Genomic DNA, 15,517 nt, shown 5'->3' with positions numbered 1-15,517 from the left:
CGGGGCCACGCAAGCTGTTCCCTAGCGGCTTGCCCTAGTGAGCAACCAGAATGCCCTTGGCCTCGAAGATGTCGCGGATCTTGCGGACATAGCCGTGATAGTCCTTGTTCTCGTGTATCCGGCTCCACTGACGGGGGCGGGGCATGTCGATATTGAGATCAAGGTCGACGCGGCCCGGGCGGGGCGACATGACCAGCACGCGGTCCGCCAGGAACACCGCCTCGTCGATGCCGTGGGTGATGAAAAGCACGGTGTTGCCGAGCCGCATCCACATGGCCTGGAGATCCATGATCATCTGTTCGCGCGTCAGCGCGTCAAGCGCGCCAAACGGCTCGTCCATGAGCAGGAGGCCGGGCTCCTGGATCAGCGCACGGCAGATCGCCACACGCTGGCGCATGCCGCCGGACAGTTCCGAAGGATACTTGTTGCCGAACCCTTCGAGCCCGACCTGGGCCAGCAGTTCCTCCGCGCGGCTGCGGTATCGCGCCACATCCAGCCTCTTGATCTCGATAGGCAGCAGAATGTTTTCGAGCACGGTGCGCCAATAGAGCAGAAGATCGGACTGGAAGACGACGCCGATCTTGGGATGCGGTTTGTTGATGGTCTCCCCATCGATGGCGATCGTGCCGGTCGATGCGCCCGTCAGGCCTGCCAGCAGCGAAAGGAGCGTGCTCTTGCCGCAGCCGCTCGGGCCGACCACGGCGACAAAGGTGCCGGGCTCGAACTTCAGGTCGATCTTGTCGAGGGCCACGACATCTTCGTCTTCACGCGTCTTGTAGATCTTCGAGAGCCGGGCGATGTCGACCGCCGCACCCGCCTGGATAATAGCATTCATGGGATTACCTCATTGAATCTTCATTGCTTCGCCAGCCGCGGGCGGCCTGCTTACTTGGTGTCGCGCTTGTAGGTGACGCGGCTCTCGACGAAGTCGATGACGAAATAGAGCATCACGCCCAGGCCGGAGATGGCGACGACGGTCGCGAAGTTCAGCGTGGTATCGAACAGGGAATTGGCCTGGAGCTGCAGATAGCCGAGGCCGCGTTCGGCGGCGACGTATTCGCCGATGACCGCCCCGATGACGGCAAGCGACACCGCCACCTTGAAGCCACCGAATATGTTCGGCAGCGCTGCCGGCAGGCGTACCTTGAAGAAGGTCTGCCATTCGCTGGCGCCCATGGAGCGGACGAGGTTGACGAGGTTCTTGTCCAGCGCCTGGAGGCCGACCACCGTCGAGATGACGATGGGAAAGAACGAGATCAGAAAGGCGAGCGTGATCTTCGGCGCCCAGCCATAGCCCAGATACAGCACCAGCAGCGGTGCCAGCGCCACCTTCGGTACCGTCTGCAACGCGACCAGGATCGGATAGATGGCACGTTCGAACGCGCGCGAGTAGAAGATCGCGAGCGCCAGGGGAATGCCGACGAATACGCCCATCGCAAATCCGGAGACGACTTCGAAAAGGGTCACATAGGCATGGCTGGCGAGCAGAGGAAGCTCGTTGACGATACGCGTCGCGATGGCCACCGGCGTCGGCAGGACGAATTCCGAAAGTCCGGAAAGCGGAACCAGGACCTGCCACGCCCCAAGCAACAGGGTTGCGAGAATGATCGCCGAATAGCGTTCGAGCCACGGCCCCCGCGATTTCTTCCTGCGCATGGCCTTATCCTGTTTTGACTGGGCGCGATCGGCGCCGAATACATTCGTGCTCGCCACCTTAGCCTCACTGTGTCAGAAGTTCGTTGGTAAAGAAGGTCGATGCCGGCTTGGGGTCGCCAATCTCCTCGGCGCTGCTGACGAGTTTCAGCGCATCGACGACCGCCTTCTCTTCGATCCAGCCGAGCGGCGTGCCGCTCGTCGGTGCGTGGATCGATGCCGACGTCGCCTCGATCTGCTGCTGGATGACCTTGTCGGAGGGACCGGCCTGCCAGACCGCCTTGAGGGCCGCCGTCGCACCCGCCGGATCGGCTTTCGTCATCTCGATCGCCTTGGCATTGGCGGCAAGGAAGCTCTTCAGGGCAGCGCCCCGCTTGGCAATGCCGCTGTCGCTCACGACCACGGCCATGCCGGGGATGGCAAGGCCGTATTCCACCATGTCGAGCGTCGGGAAGGTCTGGCCGGTCTTGTCTTCAAGCACCGGCAGGTCATTGGTCTTGTAGACGCTGACCACGTCGACCTGGCCCTGCAGGAACTGCGGCACCCGCGACTGGGAATCCATCTGGACCTTCGAGACCTTGCCGCAATCGACCTGGTTGATTTCGCAGAAGGCGTCGAGATAGGACGTGCCGGTTTCCCCGACGGCATGGGCGATGGTCTTGCCCTCCAGATCCTTCGGCGTCTTGACCGGCTTTTCGGCATGCGAGATCAGGGCGATCGGCGTTTCCGGCTGGTAGAGCGCGACGATCTTGACCGGCATGCCCTTCTGGATGGCCGAGATGGCGAAGATCCCAGGCAGGATGACCGCGTCTTCCTGGCCCTGGATGAGCGAACCGAGCGCGGCCTGCGAGCCGGCGCCTTCGCCGAGCTTCAGGGTGACGCCGGCATCCTTGTAGACGCCTTTCTGTTCGCCGAGATAGAAGAAGCCGTATTCGCCCTTCAGTTTCCAGCTGAAGCGGACCTTCACCTCCTCGGCCATTGCACCCTGGCTCGCCACAAGCGTGGCGATGGCGGCTGACGCGACGAGTGCGGCTCCGCGAATGACACGTCTGACATGCATCATTTCACTCCTCCCTAGCGGACGCCCGCTGGCGTCCCGTTGGCTTCCTGCCTCATTCATTCCCCAAGGATCGAACCAGGGCCTCCTACCCGTTAGCTCAATTCTTGATCTCATAGTGTGATCACACATTGGGATTGTCAAGTAAAGAATCTGAGAGAGATCACATGTTCTTGCCCATGACGCACGCGCACGGCCGAAAGCCTCGCACATCATTCAATGTCCGGAAATCGCTTGTAAATTTTATTCGAACGACGCTGTCACCACCCTCCGTTGCCGGGGCGTGGTGCATGGTGTCGGCGTCCATGGGCAGGACCCGACGAGGCCCCTCGTCACGTCACGGTGTCGAGGCGAAAATGCTCGGCAACGAGTTTTCTATGGCCGAACGGCTGAGGTCCCTGGCGATGAACACCAGCCATCCGCCCGAGACGCCGTCCGGCCAGCGCGGCAGGTATTCGGGCGGGTAGACGACATGCTGAACCCCGTGAATGACCACGGGGCGGGAATCGCCCGCAACGGACAGCAGGCCCTTGACCCGCAGGATGGACTGGCCGCGGCTGGCGAGCAGCAATTCCAGCCAGTCGACAAAGGCCGGCCAATCCACGGCGGCGGCGACTTCGACGACGAAGGTCTCGACGCCGGCGCTGTGCCGGCCGAAAAGCGGCCCGTCGGAAGCATCGAGGTAGCGCGGGCGCTGGTCTCCGGTGCTCTCGAAAAGCGCGCCGGCGCCCGGCATCTTCGCCTTGCTGGAGACGAGCTGGCTGACCGTCGGGTTGATCGCGGCAATGTCATTGCGCAGCGCATCGAGCCGCCAGGGCTCGGCAAGATCGGACTTGGTCACCACCACGCGATCGGCCAGCGCCACCTGCTGGACGGCTTCGGCGAAGCGGGCGATCGTTCCCGCGCCCCCGACGCCATCGACCGTGGAGACGATCGTGCCGGCGCGGTAGCCGCGCCTCAACCGCAGATCGCTCATCACCGCCTGCATGATCGGCGCGGGGTCGGCAAGTCCCGTCGTCTCGACGACGACGCGGCGAAAGGGCTCCACCTCCCCGCGGCGCACCATCTCGAACATGTCGGCGAGCGTCGAGACCAGATCGTCCCGCACGGCACAGCACAGGCAACCCGAAGACAAGAGCACGGCGTCTTCGGACACTTCGCGCACCAGGAGATGATCGAGGCCGACCTCGCCGAACTCGTTGATGACCACAGCCGTGTCGGCGAAGTCCGGTTCGCCGAGCAGATGGCGGAGAAAGGTCGTCTTGCCGCTGCCGAGGAAGCCCGTCAGGACATGGACGGGAATACGATCATCCAGCGCGGGAGCGGCAGGCTGCACGGTCAGGCCACCTCGAAGATCGCGTCGATCTCCACCGGCACGTTTCGCGGCAGCGAGTAGCAGCCGACCGCCGCGCGGGCATGGCGCCCCGCCTCACCAAAAACCTCGACCATCAGATCGGATGCGCCATTGATGACCTTCGGATGGTCCTTGAAATCCGGTTCGGCATTGACGAAGCCGCCCAGCCGGATCACGCCGACGACGCGGTCGAGATCACCGCCCAGCGCCTCCTTGAGCTGGGCGAGGATGTTGACGGCGCAAAGCCGCGCTGCCGCCTGGCCGTCCTCGACCGAAAAGTCGGAACCGAGCTTGCCGGTGAACTTGTCCCTGCCGCCCTCGGCCGGCACCTGTCCGGAAATATAGACCTGGCTGCCATGGCGGCGCGCCGGCACATAATTGGCCAGCGGCGCCGTCGTCGTCGGCAGCACGATGCCCAGGCTCGCCAGTTTGTCGTCGATCTTCCCCACCACGATGCGTTCCTCCCCGATCATTTAGTAGTCGAATTGCAGCTCCGGCCCGTGCGCGAAGGGCAGTTCCAGCCCCTGCGGGCCGGCGACGCTGAGCAGGGCCTTGCAGGTGGTGCGGATGTCGTGGACGATGCCCTTCTTGGCCGCCGCGGCGTTCTTGTCCTTGAGGGCTGCCAGGATGTTTTGGTGGTCCGACGCATTCCAAGGCATCGAGGGGATCAGCAGCGACATATACATGGTCGGGCCGAACTGCAGCCAAAGCGACTCGATCAGCGGCATCAGGACTTCGCTGTCCGCTGCCTGGTACAGCGTGAAATGGAATTTCTGGTTGGACGACAGGCAGTTCAGGATGTCGCGCTTTTCGATGGCCACCAGAAGCTGCTTGTTGATCGCCGACAGCTCTTCCGCCAACCCGGTCGGATCCTTTTTCACGGCGAGCTCGGTCGCCATGCCCTCCAGCATCTCCCGGATCGTAAACAGCTCGGTCAGTTTTTCGGGCCGCAGCCTCGGCACGCGGACCGAACCGCCCTTGGTTTCCTCCAGCGCATTGGCAGCAACGAGGCGGCTGAGCACTTCGCGCACCGGCATCGGACTGGTGCCGAGCCCGACAGCCAGCTTGCGCAGGCTCATCACCTGTCCCGGCAGAAAGGCGCCGACCATGAGCCCACGGCGCATGTAACGAAGGACATGCTCATGGACATGGCCGCGTGCCGGCTTTTCGGCAGCGTCGCTGTTGACCTCGTTTTCCGGCTTCTTGATCGGCATCTTGTCTTCAGACTCCGTCATCTCGTCTTAAATCCGCGATCCGCCAGAAGGCCAATCCCGCCACACCGCCCGTCTGCCCCAGGGGTTGACAGGTCAAAATTTGTGATCTCACATTGTGATCAATAAACGACTTTTCTCAAGACGGCAACCTTTAACTGTCCTGCCGCTCCGCAGACGCCAGCCGACGGAAAAGTCGCCCTGAGACTCCGATGGGAGAATGAGACATGACTGCGACCGTTTCCGACCAATCCGCCTTGCGTGCCCATATCGACCGCGCCGCCGGTCTCGGCCGCTATGTGCTGCGCAACGTGCGGCTTCACACGGCGACCACAAGGGCGGACGCTGCCGATGCCGCAGACAGCGCGTTCTTCCTGGCCGATGTGAGTGTAGAGAAGGGCAGAATATTAGCAATAACGCCTGCACGTCCGCGCACCACCACGGCGAACGACCCGAACTTGCCGCTCATCGACGTCGGCGGGCGCGTCGCGCTGCCGCCCTTCGTCGATTGCCACACGCATCTCGACAAGGGCCACATCCTGCCGCGCACGCCCGCGGCGGACGGGACGTTCGACGGCGCGCTGGCGGCGACGCGCAGCGACCGCACGGCACGATGGTCAGCCGGCGACCTTGGCAGGCGCATCGAGTTCGCCCTTCGCTCGGCCTTTCACTACGGCACATCCGCCATTCGCACGCACCTCGATTCGCAGCCGCCGCAGGCCGAAATCTCCTGGCCCCTGTTCACGGAACTCCGCCAGCATTGGCGCGGGCGGCTCGCGCTACAGGCTTCCTGCCTGTTCCCCATCGACATGGCACGGGACGATGCATTCCTGCGCGACATCGCAAAACGCGTCGCCGATGCCGGAGGGATCCTCGGCGCCGTCGCCTATCCGGTGCCCGATATCGATCACCTGCTCGACCGGATGTTCCGTGCCGCCTCGCACTACGGCCTCGATCTCGACTTTCATGCCGACGAGAGTGCCGACCCGGCCGCCGATATGCTGTGCCGCATCGCCGAAACGGCCTTGCGCTCCTCTTTCGCCGGCAGGATAGTGGCCGGACACTGCTGCTCCCTGGCGATGCAGGAAACCGCGATTGTCGACGCGACGCTCGACAAGGTCGCGGCGGCCGGCATCACCGTCGTATCGCTGCCGACCTGCAACCTCTACCTCCAGGATCGCAGGAAGGACGGCACGTCGCCACGCTGGCGCGGCGTCACCCTGCTGCATGAAATGAAGCGGCGCGGAATAGCCGTCGCGCTCGCCTCGGACAACACGCGCGACCCGTTCAATTCCTACGGGGACCTGGACATGCTCGATACGTTCCGCCTCGGCACGCGTGCCCTTCATCTCGACCATCCCCACGGCGACTGGATCAAGGCGGTTTCTACGACGCCGGCCGGGATCATGCGCCTGAACGGCCACGGCGCCATCGCAGCAGGGCAACCGGCCGACCTGATCCTTTTCGAGGGACGCTCCTGGTCGGAGATCCTCTCCCGGGCGGAGAGCGACCGTATCGTCATCCGAAACGGTTCCCCGAGCTCGGCCCCCCTGCCCGCCTATGCGGAACTGGATTCGCTGGAGGGATTTGCGCTTACCTGAAGCACCGGCCCGCCAAGAAAAACCCCGCCTGGTCAGGCGGGGTTCCCAACATTCCGATCATCTCGAAGCAGATCAGGCCGTCGCGCCGACCTGGTAGAGCTCGACCTTCGTACCATCCGGGTCGGCGATATAGATCGTCAGACCATAGGGACCGTCGTGAAGGTCGGTATAGTAGCGGACGCCGGCTTTCTTCAGCTTCGCATCCATGGCGCGCACATCGTTGACCTCGAAGGCGATATGGTCGAGCTGACGGTGCTCGCGCGTCTTGCCGTGGATGAGGGCGATCCCCTGATGGAAGGCGGTGAACGGGCGGCCGTCGGCGAGCGGCTTGGCCGGGCGGATCGTGAAACCCAGCAGGTTGGTGTAGAAATCGACCGACGTGTCGATATCATCGACCATGATCAGCTGGTGGCCATAATTCGTCACGCGCGGCTTGACCTGTTCGCCGATCCAGTCGAGCACTTCGGAAGAGGGAGCGATCTCGCAGAAATACTGCTTCCACACCTGCTTGGCCGTCGCCTCCCAATCGGCATTCACCCCCGAGATGCAGTCATCGACGGCAATGACGTCGAGGTCGCGCAGATAGGCTTCGCGAATGGAGGTCTCCACGCAGGCATTGGTGGTCGCCCCGGTAATGAAGAGATGCTGGGTGCCCAGCATCTTCAGCATCATCTCGAGACGCGTCTCGTAGAACGCGCCGAAACGATGCTTGCGGATGACGAAGGCCGGATCGAAATCCGCAAGGTCCTTCAATTCGTCGATGATCTGCTCGTCCCAGGTTCCGGCAAGCGCGGAAACGCGCTTGCGGCGCGCGGTATGGCCGAGCAGCTTTTTCCTCGCGCGGTTGTGGTCGATCGCAAAATGCTCCTGCATCGTCCAGATGACCGGGATGCCCGTGTCCTGGCAACGCTTGATGAGCTTGGCCAGCGGCGGCACGATGGAGGAGAGCCGTTTGGTGTCGACGCCGGAAACACCCAGCGTTCCCTCCTCGTGAATGAACGCATTCTGCAGGTCGATGACCAGAAGCGCCGACTTGCGATAGTCGAGGGTTTCAAGGGCCATCACTTGTGCTCCACCATGTCGATGCCGAGCACGCCGCCGCGGCCCCAGCTATCCTTGGGCGTCTCGTGGATCACAACATGCAGGTGATCCGGCTTGCAGGCGGCCTCTTCGACCATGGCCTTGGTGATGGCTTTCACGAGGTTGCGCTTCTGCTCGACGGTGCGCCCCTCCCACATTTCGACGACGACGAATGGCATTCTATGTCTCCTCTCTTTCAGCGGGCGTGGCGCCGGAGGCCCAGACGGGCACGGCGGACGCAAAGCCCGAAACCAGGTCATTGTCGGCCCGGTCGGCGCCGGAGAGCAGCCAGAGCGGGCGGTTCGAATAGTTCACCAGGACCTGCTCTTCCATGCAGGCCCGGTTGGCCGGATGCGCAGGCTCCCGCACGAAGCGGCTCGTCGCCGGCATCAGCCGGATCACGTAAAGCGGCTCCGCATCCTCAAGGCCGCAAAGCGCCTCGGGACCCATCGCCGCCAGCGGAACGGCCCGCGGAATAGGATCTTCTCCGGCGACAGGCACGAGCACAACGGCGCCGGCGAGCGGCGCCACCGGCCAGTACCGGCCTTCCCTGCGCGCATCCAGAAACGCGCGATATCGACCGGCCTCTGTGAACAGTTCGCTGTCCCAGAGGATTATATCGGCCCCGAGCACGCTCCTCGCCGCGTCCACGACGAGGTCGCTCTCGCACAGTTCGAGGAAGGCCCAGGGGTCGGTCAAGGCGATGCCGTGGCCCCAGGGATTGTGGATGCCCGACAGTCTCTCCTGGCGGATCGACGCCTTGCGGCCGACGATCCTGGCGACGGCCTCGCGCACCGGCAGTCGCGCCGGTGTCAGCGGGACCCGGCCGGCCAGGTCGAGATGGTCGGGAATCGCCACGGTCATGCCGGCACGGTCACGCAACGGCCACGGCCGTAATGCCGCTCGTCGACCGCGCCGTTTTCATAGACGACCTCGCCGCGGGCGACCGTCATCACCGGCCAGCCCTTCAGGGTCCAGCCCTCGTAGATGCAGGTGCCCTTGCCGGTGTGCTCGACCGTGCGCTCCTCATCAAGATCGACCAGAACGAGGTCCGCATCGAAGCCGACATCGATATGGCCCTTGCGCGGCCAGAGGCCGAAGCGGCGGGCCGGATTGAACGAGTTGAGCTCGACCAGGCGGCTGAGCGGCAGCCCGCGCTGGTGCACGCCGAAGTGCAGCATCAGCGACAGTTCCCAGGGGAAGCTGACGACACCGGGGAACTCCGTCCAGAGATCCTCGAGCTTCTTGGGCAGGAACGGCACATGGTCGGTGCCCAGGCTGTAGACCGAGCCGTTGAGCATGCCGGCCCACAGGCCCTCGAGTTCGTTGCGGTCGCGCAGCGGCGGCGAGATCTTGGCGCGCATGTCGAGATCGTCGTCGTAGCAGGTGCGCGTCAGGTAATGCGGGCAGGTTTCCACCGTGACATGGATGCCGCGGGCCTGCGCTTCGGCGGCGAGGACCGGCCCCATGCCGACCGATGTGTGCACGAGATGCAGCGAGCAACCGGTCTTCTCGGCCAGGAAGATCATGCGCCGGATCGTTTCGACCTCGCAGAAGGCCGGGCGCGATTCCGTGTAGGCGCCGAGGTCCTGGCGGCCGGTCGCGGCGATCTCCTTCTTGATCCACGAGGCGATCTGGGTGTTCTCGCAATGCACGTTGATCACCGCGCCGGGGATCTTCGACAGGATGCGCATGGCGGCGTAGACCCAGCCGTCGGTCGCCGGGACGATGCCGATCGGGTTGTCGGGCTCATAGCCGAAATAGCATTTGAAGGACTTCACGCCGGTCTTGGCGACGATTTCAGGGATTTCGGCGATGTGCTCCTCGCGCTGGATGCCGAAGTGGAAGCCGAAATCGATAACCGCATTCTCCTCCCCCAGCGCCTTGCGCTCCTCGTAGAAGGGCAGGTAGGATTCCTTCAGATTGCGGATGTAGAGCAGCGCCGTCGTTACGCCACCGGAGGCGGCGGCGGCCGTCTCGGTCCGCATGTCCTCCGGGAAGGGGAACTTCACACCGAGATGGCAATGCGGGTCGATCAGGCCCGGCATCAGGACCCGGCCCCCGGCATCGATGGTGCGGGTGGCTTCCGGCAGGACCTCGTCCGCCCCGGTCAGCACGATCTTGCCGTCCTTGACGGCGACCCCGCCGAAATATTCGCCGTCGTGGCGAACCACGCGGGCGTTCTTGATGACGAGATCCGCCTTCATTGCTTTTGCTCCAATATGCCTTCGATACGCCGGCTGATGCCGGTCCACTGGCTGCGCCCAACGGTGATCGGCGCGCGCGCGCCCATGCCCCGGGCCCAGATCGCCTTCAGCCCGAGTTCACCGGCCGCCTCGCGGTCGATCGTGCCGGGCGGGGCCGCCACATCCACCAGAAGCGCATGCTTGGGCAGCAGTTCGAGCTGCGCACGCTCCATCAGGCGCTTCGGAACGCTGCCGATGACGATATCCATCCGGGGCAGGTAGTCCGGCAGCTCCTCCAATGTCAGCGACTGCGCGCCGGCCGCATAGGCCGCGGCCCGCTGCACCGGGTTTCGCGCCGCGACATGGACATGGGCACCGAGCGCCACCAGCGTGTTGGTCAGCAACGAGCCGATGGTGCCCTGTCCCACGAGCATGACGTTCGACTTGTGGATGGTGATCTGCGTGTTCTCGATGATCACCTTGAGCACACCCTCGACGATGGCGGGGCCGCGCAGCAGCATCAGATCGACATCCCACTCATATTCGTGCAGCGTGATGCCGAGCGCCTCGCAATGCCCCTTCAGATTAGCGTCGGCCCAGCCGAGGATGATGTGGCCCGGCTTGTTCATGCCCGCGAGCATGTCGCGCGTCGGGATGATCTTCTCGGGGCACTTCGGCGCGAACAGCGCGCCCTCCGCCGTGATGCCGGGGATCGGGAAGAGGGCGATGTCGGCCCCCTTCAGCGCGTCGGCCGCGTCCTTAGCGTGGTAGACGCCCTCGATGCCCTCGTCCGGCCAGGGGAAACCATAGGCCCGAACGGTCGCGCCGGCCCGCAGGGCACAGCGGGCAATCTCCTGCTCGCGGGCATCCCCGGCGACGACCGCGATGACGGTGTTCTTCCAGCTCATTTCGCCCTCACCTTCTCGATCACCTGCTCCTTGCTCATCCCTGCTATGCCCATCGCCTCGGCGGTACGGCCGCCCTCGCGATAGTTGGCGCCGACCGCGATCTGCGCCAGGCTGTAGAGGGAATGGGCCACCGGCGTCTCGACGCCGCCGATCCGCGCAAATTCAAGGAACGGCAGCAGGCCGTGACCGAAATCCTCCTTGTAGTAGCGGTATTCCAGGGAGTCGGGTCCCTTGATGCGCTTGTTGGCTTCGCCGCCGGCAATTGCCGCCCGGTAGTCGCTGGTGTCGACCACATCCGCCTCTACCGTGCCGAGAAGCTTCATCTCCTCGATCAGGTTCGGCAGGTCGTGCCCGAAAGCCCTGGCGACCGCCAGCCGTTCCTCGTCGAGCTGCTTCATGACGCGGGCAACGCCGGGGGTCATGGCATCGACATAGAAGGTGAAGTTGCCACCCGTCGCCTCCACCCATGCGGCCGCCAGCACTGCGCCCGGCGGATGCAGGACCATGTTGACGTTGGAAAGGTCCGAGGCGATGACATCGGCAACGGGATCGAGGCCCGGAAAGAGCTTGCCGGCGATCTCCAGAACCTCCGCCCCACCCTTCAGGGCGGCCGCCTTGAGCCGCTTGGCCCGGCCGGAAACCGTCACGCCGTCCGGGCGATACTTGCGCGCCACATAGGTCAGCGTCGAGAACTCGACCACGGCCGGCGCCGCACGCCCGCTGCGCGCGAAGGTTTGCGCAAACTCCAGGGCGCCGCCGGTATGGCCCGGATTGAGGATGACGGGGCTGGACGAGGGCCAGCCTGCGGCCGCGAGCGCCGCGGCAATCGGCGAATGCGAAAAGGTCGGCAGTGCCACCACCGCGACATCGACCCCCGCGATCGCCGCCTTGAGGTCGGTGGTGATCAGCGCCGGCTTGGCGACACCCTCGCCGAGCTTGCCTTCATGGGCAACGCCGCCGAGTTTGATATGCGGCTCCAGCGTTTCGGCCGATCTCGCCCAGAAATGCACGTCGTGCCCGGCCTGGACCAGCTCCGCAACCGAAGCCGCCCCACCGGCGCCTGCACCTAGTACTGTTACCTTCATTCTGTCCTCCCGGGGGAAAGCGTGGGCAAGACCACCTGTCCCCATTCCCGGAGCGGGCTTAAGGTCCCGGCTCCACTGGTTGCTCCTCAACAACTTTGATCACACTTTATGATCACAGATAGAATTGTCAAGCAGAAGAATATGCTTTCGCATGCTCAATTCGCCCGATCGGTGAAGGCTGCTTGCCCCGCCGGGCGAGAACCATGCGCCCGTCTTATCCGGACGGATGCTCGCCGGCGCCCACACCGGGTTTCGCACTGAATCCGTCGCGAATGAGCAGATTTATCGGCTCCCGCACACCCAGCGTGATCCGCTTCACCGACTTCCTTCCGGAATATTGTTTCTACGGCATCATCCAGCGGCACGCCCTTTCGGCGCGATCCGCGATGCAGGGGGCCGAGAAGTCCAACACCACCATCATGAACGGCAGCTTTATGGTATCCCCTGCAGCGCACGGTGCCCGGAACGAGACCACCCGTCGGACCTTCGACGGCAGCGCACCATTGCTGCGCGGCCACCCTTCAGCCAGGCCGACAGGCCGAGCTTCGACATGCCGCCCCAAAGCGCCCGCTTCCGACAAGGCAGACTTCAGGGCAGCCTCTCGGCCGCAGCTTGCCCCGGCCGGCGCCGAACGCCGGCCAGACAGGCCCCGGCTCAGTTTCCTTCGTCGTAGAGCGTCGTGGTCGTCTCGACATTCCCGTGGTGGAGACCGGCCCGCACCACCGCGGCGGCGGCCAGTTCGCGGGCCTTGGCGCGGATCGCCGCCTCGTCGACGCCCTGCACCTTGCCGTCGGCATAAAGTGCCTTGCCGTCCACCCAGGTCTGCGTGATCGACGCGGTGGATGCGGAGAAGACCAGCGCCTGCAACGGATCGTAGAACGGCGTCCACTCGATATGGTCGAGGTCGAAGAGAATGAAATCCGCCTTCTTGCCCACTTCGAGCGAGCCGATTTCATCGTCCCACATCAGGGCCCGCGCCCCTTCGATGGTGGCGGCGCGCAGCGCCTCGCGCGCGGTGAAGACGTCGGGCTTCAACCGCGCATCCTTGAACATCCCGGCCACGACCAGCATCTGCCGCATGAGGTTCATGTTGCCAGCCGCCGACACGCCATCGGTCCCAAGCCCGACCTTGACGCCGGCCTTGACCATTTCGGGATATTTGCCGATGGACGTCGCGCCCTTGCCGAGCTTGAAGGAAGAGCACGGGCAGAAGGCGACGCTCGCGCCCCGCTCCGCCAGCAGCCTGACCTCCTCGTCCGATACCGCCGCACCATGGGCGATGACGAGATTCTTGCGGATGCCGCCGGCCTGGTCGACCCGGGTGATCGGCCAGCAGCCATATTTGCTCTCGCAGACCCTGGCCTCCTCGATCGAGGTCGCCAGGTGGTAGGTCGTGCCGACGCCCAGCTTCTCGGCCAGCGTGACGGCGCCGACATGCAGTTCGAGGCTGCACGGCTCCTTGCCCTCGATGTTCACCCAGCAGCGGGCGCGGCCGTCGAGCGTGTTGTTGTAGCGTGTGACGCATTCCTCCAGCACCTTCAGCGCCGTCTGCGCGTCCGGGAAGAAATGATGCTCGGCCATTTCCTCGGTCCAGCCACGCGGCAGCTCGGCCGGCCGGTTGTCCGCGGCATGGCGGCCGGTAATGCCGCGCATGCCGGTCTTTTCCATCGCCCGGATGACGATCCCGGGATCGTATTGCGAGCCCATGTCGAGGAAGCAGGTCGTGCCGCATCGGAGCATCTCCGTGATGCCGAGCAGCGCGCCCCAATATTCGTCCTCTTCCGTGATGAAAGCGTAGAAGGGCTTGGCCCAGTGGAAGACCCAGGCGCGCGTGTTAAGATTGTCGGGGAAGACCGCGCGCGAAAGCGTTTCCGACAGATGGACGTGGCTGTCGACGAAGCCCGGGCACATGCCCAGCATCCTGCCGTCGATCACCTTGTCGAAAACCCCGCCCTGGTGGCGCGCCTTGACTTCATCCGCCGCTCCGATGTCGGCGATGCAGTCGTTCTCGATCACCACGCTGGCATTGCGCAGCACCGTGTCGTCCTTGTCGACCGTGAAAGCGAAGTTCAGATTTTCAATCAGCGTACGCATGCGGCTCCACCCAATGCTTCAACACGTTTCCCTCCCGATCGCCCGCCGCGCGAGATGGCGGGCGACACTCATGGCGGCCGGGCAGGACACCGGCCCGGCCGCCGTAGCGCCCTCAGGCGACGGCCTGTGCCTTCACGCCCTGCCTGGCGGTGCCGCAGACGATGAGCTTGTCCGTGTTCGTGTAGTCGGACAGGAGTTCCGATCCGTTCGACGTCACAAGCAGCATGTCCTTGTTCTGCATGCCAAAGCCGTAGCCGGTGTTGTAGCAGAGCGGCTCGAAACCGAGGACCATGTTTTCCTCCAGCGGCGCGTCGCTGCCCGGCTTGCCGAGCACCGGCGTGAGGCCGAGATAGGGATCCTCATGGAGATGAAGGCCGATTCCGTGGCCGACGAAGGAGATCGGCGGCAGGTCGAGCTTGGCGAGCTTGGCGATGAACGCGTCGTAGATCGCGCGGCAGCTGGCACCCGGCTTCACCTTCTCCATGATCTCGTACTTGCATTCCACCAGATGGGTCCAGATCTTGTCGGCCATGGGCGGCGCTTCGCCGACGATGGCCGTCCGGCAGACGCCGGCCTGGTAGCCGTCGATGACGGAGAAGATTTCCACGCGGCAGACATCCCCGCGCTTGAGGATGCGGTCGGACGGGCCGACATTCGGCAGCACGCTACGCTCGCCGGTGGCGACGATGAGGAGCTTGAAATGCTCCGCGCCAAGCGAATAGACGTTGCGCGTCAGGTGCCCGGCAATATCCATTTCGCTGTCGCCCGCATCCACCTCCGCCAGCGCGTCGGCAATGGCCTGGTCGGCGATGCGCGACAGTCTGCTGAGCAGCGTGATCTCCTCGGCCGTCTTGATCTGGCGCAGCCGCGCGAGGATCGGCTCGGCGTGCTCGAAGCGCGCGCCGGGCATCGCCGCGATCAGGCGGGCGAAGTCGCCGGCAGGCAGATAGTCCATCTCGAGGCCGATGCGCGCCGCCGCAAGGCCAAGACCGGAGAGCTGGTCCGCAAGGACCAGCATCGGGTCATCGGAAAACTCCGCCCAGATGCGTGACGGCACGTCGGGCATGCGCCGCTTGATCGTCGACGCTTCCATATCGACACCGAAAATGGCGCTGCGCCCGTCGGCGGTGACGATCGTCATCGCGTGGCGATGGCGTATCAGCGGTTGCGACGGAACGACGAAGCCTGCCGTATAGGCAAAGTTCTCAGGCGAGGAGCAAATGATGGCATCGAGCCCATGCTCCGCCATGGCCCTGACCTGTTTTGCAACGATTTCTGCCCGCATGTT

The 15,517-nt window shown here is 64.4% G+C and carries 15 protein-coding genes; 1 reads left to right on the top strand and 14 read right to left on the bottom strand.

Features of this window, described 5'->3' with window-relative positions:
- Positions 1-34: 34 nt before the first annotated feature.
- The 6 genes from AABQ55_RS28050 to AABQ55_RS28025 form a co-directional block, all read right to left on the bottom strand.
- The gene (locus AABQ55_RS28050) at positions 35-835 is read right to left on the bottom strand and encodes an ABC transporter ATP-binding protein (RefSeq protein ID WP_272808249.1); all 801 of its coding nucleotides are present in this window, start codon (positions 833-835) and stop codon (positions 35-37) included.
- 50 nt (positions 836-885) lie between these two features.
- Positions 886-1,656, bottom strand: coding sequence for an ABC transporter permease (locus tag AABQ55_RS28045; RefSeq protein WP_272808250.1), 771 nt, complete (start codon positions 1,654-1,656; stop codon positions 886-888).
- Between the two features lie 64 nt (positions 1,657-1,720).
- On the bottom strand, positions 1,721-2,716 hold the full coding sequence (locus tag AABQ55_RS28040; RefSeq protein WP_272808251.1) for an ABC transporter substrate-binding protein: 996 nt from the start codon (positions 2,714-2,716) through the stop codon (positions 1,721-1,723).
- 331 nt (positions 2,717-3,047) lie between these two features.
- Positions 3,048-4,046, bottom strand: a complete 999-nt coding sequence (locus tag AABQ55_RS28035) for a CobW family GTP-binding protein (protein ID WP_272808252.1) — start codon at positions 4,044-4,046, stop codon at positions 3,048-3,050.
- A gap of 2 nt (positions 4,047-4,048) precedes the next feature.
- Positions 4,049-4,516, bottom strand: a complete 468-nt coding sequence (locus AABQ55_RS28030) for a RidA family protein (protein ID WP_244770658.1) — start codon at positions 4,514-4,516, stop codon at positions 4,049-4,051.
- Positions 4,517-4,537: 21 nt separating this feature from the next.
- Positions 4,538-5,278, bottom strand: coding sequence for a GntR family transcriptional regulator (locus AABQ55_RS28025; RefSeq protein WP_272808253.1), 741 nt, complete (start codon positions 5,276-5,278; stop codon positions 4,538-4,540).
- Between the two features lie 224 nt (positions 5,279-5,502).
- On the opposite strand from AABQ55_RS28025, the gene AABQ55_RS28020 reads away from it, so the two are divergent.
- On the top strand, positions 5,503-6,876 hold the full coding sequence (locus AABQ55_RS28020; RefSeq protein WP_272808254.1) for a cytosine deaminase: 1,374 nt from the start codon (positions 5,503-5,505) through the stop codon (positions 6,874-6,876).
- A 72-nt stretch (positions 6,877-6,948) separates the two neighbouring features.
- Here the strand turns inward: AABQ55_RS28020 and AABQ55_RS28015 are convergent, their stop codons facing one another.
- From AABQ55_RS28015 to AABQ55_RS27980, 8 genes are all read right to left on the bottom strand, one after another.
- Complete coding sequence (locus tag AABQ55_RS28015) at positions 6,949-7,938, bottom strand: isochorismatase family protein (protein WP_272808255.1); 990 nt, start codon at positions 7,936-7,938, stop codon at positions 6,949-6,951.
- Positions 7,938-8,135 carry a 2-hydroxymuconate tautomerase gene (locus AABQ55_RS28010; RefSeq protein ID WP_018431063.1) on the bottom strand — a complete coding sequence of 66 codons (198 nt, stop codon included), beginning with the start codon at positions 8,133-8,135 and terminating at the stop codon, positions 7,938-7,940. The genes AABQ55_RS28015 and AABQ55_RS28010 overlap by 1 nt, the downstream gene beginning before the upstream one ends.
- A 1-nt stretch (position 8,136) precedes the next feature.
- Positions 8,137-8,838 (bottom strand): resolvase, encoded by a 702-nt coding sequence (locus AABQ55_RS28005; RefSeq protein WP_338341925.1) that lies wholly within the window; start codon positions 8,836-8,838, stop codon positions 8,137-8,139.
- Entirely contained in the window at positions 8,817-10,163 is a 1,347-nt protein-coding gene (locus tag AABQ55_RS28000; protein ID WP_272808257.1) for a dihydroorotase, read from the bottom strand. The genes AABQ55_RS28005 and AABQ55_RS28000 overlap by 22 nt, the downstream gene beginning before the upstream one ends.
- On the bottom strand, positions 10,160-11,050 hold the full coding sequence (locus AABQ55_RS27995; protein ID WP_272808258.1) for a dipicolinate synthase subunit DpsA: 891 nt from the start codon (positions 11,048-11,050) through the stop codon (positions 10,160-10,162). The genes AABQ55_RS28000 and AABQ55_RS27995 overlap by 4 nt, the downstream gene beginning before the upstream one ends.
- A complete protein-coding gene (locus AABQ55_RS27990; protein WP_272808259.1) occupies positions 11,047-12,135 on the bottom strand; it encodes an NAD/NADP octopine/nopaline dehydrogenase family protein in 1,089 nt (362 codons plus the stop codon). The genes AABQ55_RS27995 and AABQ55_RS27990 overlap by 4 nt, the downstream gene beginning before the upstream one ends.
- A 654-nt stretch (positions 12,136-12,789) precedes the next feature.
- Entirely contained in the window at positions 12,790-14,229 is a 1,440-nt protein-coding gene (locus tag AABQ55_RS27985; RefSeq protein ID WP_272808260.1) for an amidohydrolase family protein, read from the bottom strand.
- Positions 14,230-14,341: 112 nt separating this feature from the next.
- Complete coding sequence (locus tag AABQ55_RS27980; RefSeq protein ID WP_272808261.1) at positions 14,342-15,514, bottom strand: M24 family metallopeptidase; 1,173 nt, start codon at positions 15,512-15,514, stop codon at positions 14,342-14,344.
- Positions 15,515-15,517: the final 3 nt, after the last annotated feature.

The sequence above is a fragment of the Shinella sp. WSD5-1 genome (assembly GCF_963942435.1).
Lineage (GTDB): Bacteria > Pseudomonadota > Alphaproteobacteria > Rhizobiales > Rhizobiaceae > Shinella > Shinella yambaruensis.
This window is presented reverse-complemented; position numbering and strand designations above follow the sequence as displayed.

What these genes read in the sequence shown, in the direction of transcription:
- AABQ55_RS28045 (WP_272808250.1), bottom strand. Translation starts at nt 1,656, where the DNA reads ATGCGCAGGAAGAAATCGCGGGGGCCGTGGCTCGAACGCTATTCGGCG.
- AABQ55_RS28040 (WP_272808251.1), bottom strand. Translation starts at nt 2,716, where the DNA reads ATGATGCATGTCAGACGTGTCATTCGCGGAGCCGCACTCGTCGCGTCA.
- AABQ55_RS28020 (WP_272808254.1), top strand. Translation starts at nt 5,503, where the DNA reads ATGACTGCGACCGTTTCCGACCAATCCGCCTTGCGTGCCCATATCGAC.
- AABQ55_RS28025 (WP_272808253.1), bottom strand. Translation starts at nt 5,278, where the DNA reads ATGCCGATCAAGAAGCCGGAAAACGAGGTCAACAGCGACGCTGCCGAA.
- AABQ55_RS27990 (WP_272808259.1), bottom strand. Translation starts at nt 12,135, where the DNA reads ATGAAGGTAACAGTACTAGGTGCAGGCGCCGGTGGGGCGGCTTCGGTT.
- AABQ55_RS28050 (WP_272808249.1), bottom strand. Translation starts at nt 835, where the DNA reads ATGAATGCTATTATCCAGGCGGGTGCGGCGGTCGACATCGCCCGGCTC.
- AABQ55_RS27980 (WP_272808261.1), bottom strand. Translation starts at nt 15,514, where the DNA reads ATGCGGGCAGAAATCGTTGCAAAACAGGTCAGGGCCATGGCGGAGCAT.
- AABQ55_RS28000 (WP_272808257.1), bottom strand. Translation starts at nt 10,163, where the DNA reads ATGAAGGCGGATCTCGTCATCAAGAACGCCCGCGTGGTTCGCCACGAC.
- AABQ55_RS27985 (WP_272808260.1), bottom strand. Translation starts at nt 14,229, where the DNA reads ATGCGTACGCTGATTGAAAATCTGAACTTCGCTTTCACGGTCGACAAG.
- AABQ55_RS27995 (WP_272808258.1), bottom strand. Translation starts at nt 11,050, where the DNA reads ATGAGCTGGAAGAACACCGTCATCGCGGTCGTCGCCGGGGATGCCCGC.
- AABQ55_RS28010 (WP_018431063.1), bottom strand. Translation starts at nt 8,135, where the DNA reads ATGCCATTCGTCGTCGTCGAAATGTGGGAGGGGCGCACCGTCGAGCAG.
- AABQ55_RS28015 (WP_272808255.1), bottom strand. Translation starts at nt 7,938, where the DNA reads ATGGCCCTTGAAACCCTCGACTATCGCAAGTCGGCGCTTCTGGTCATC.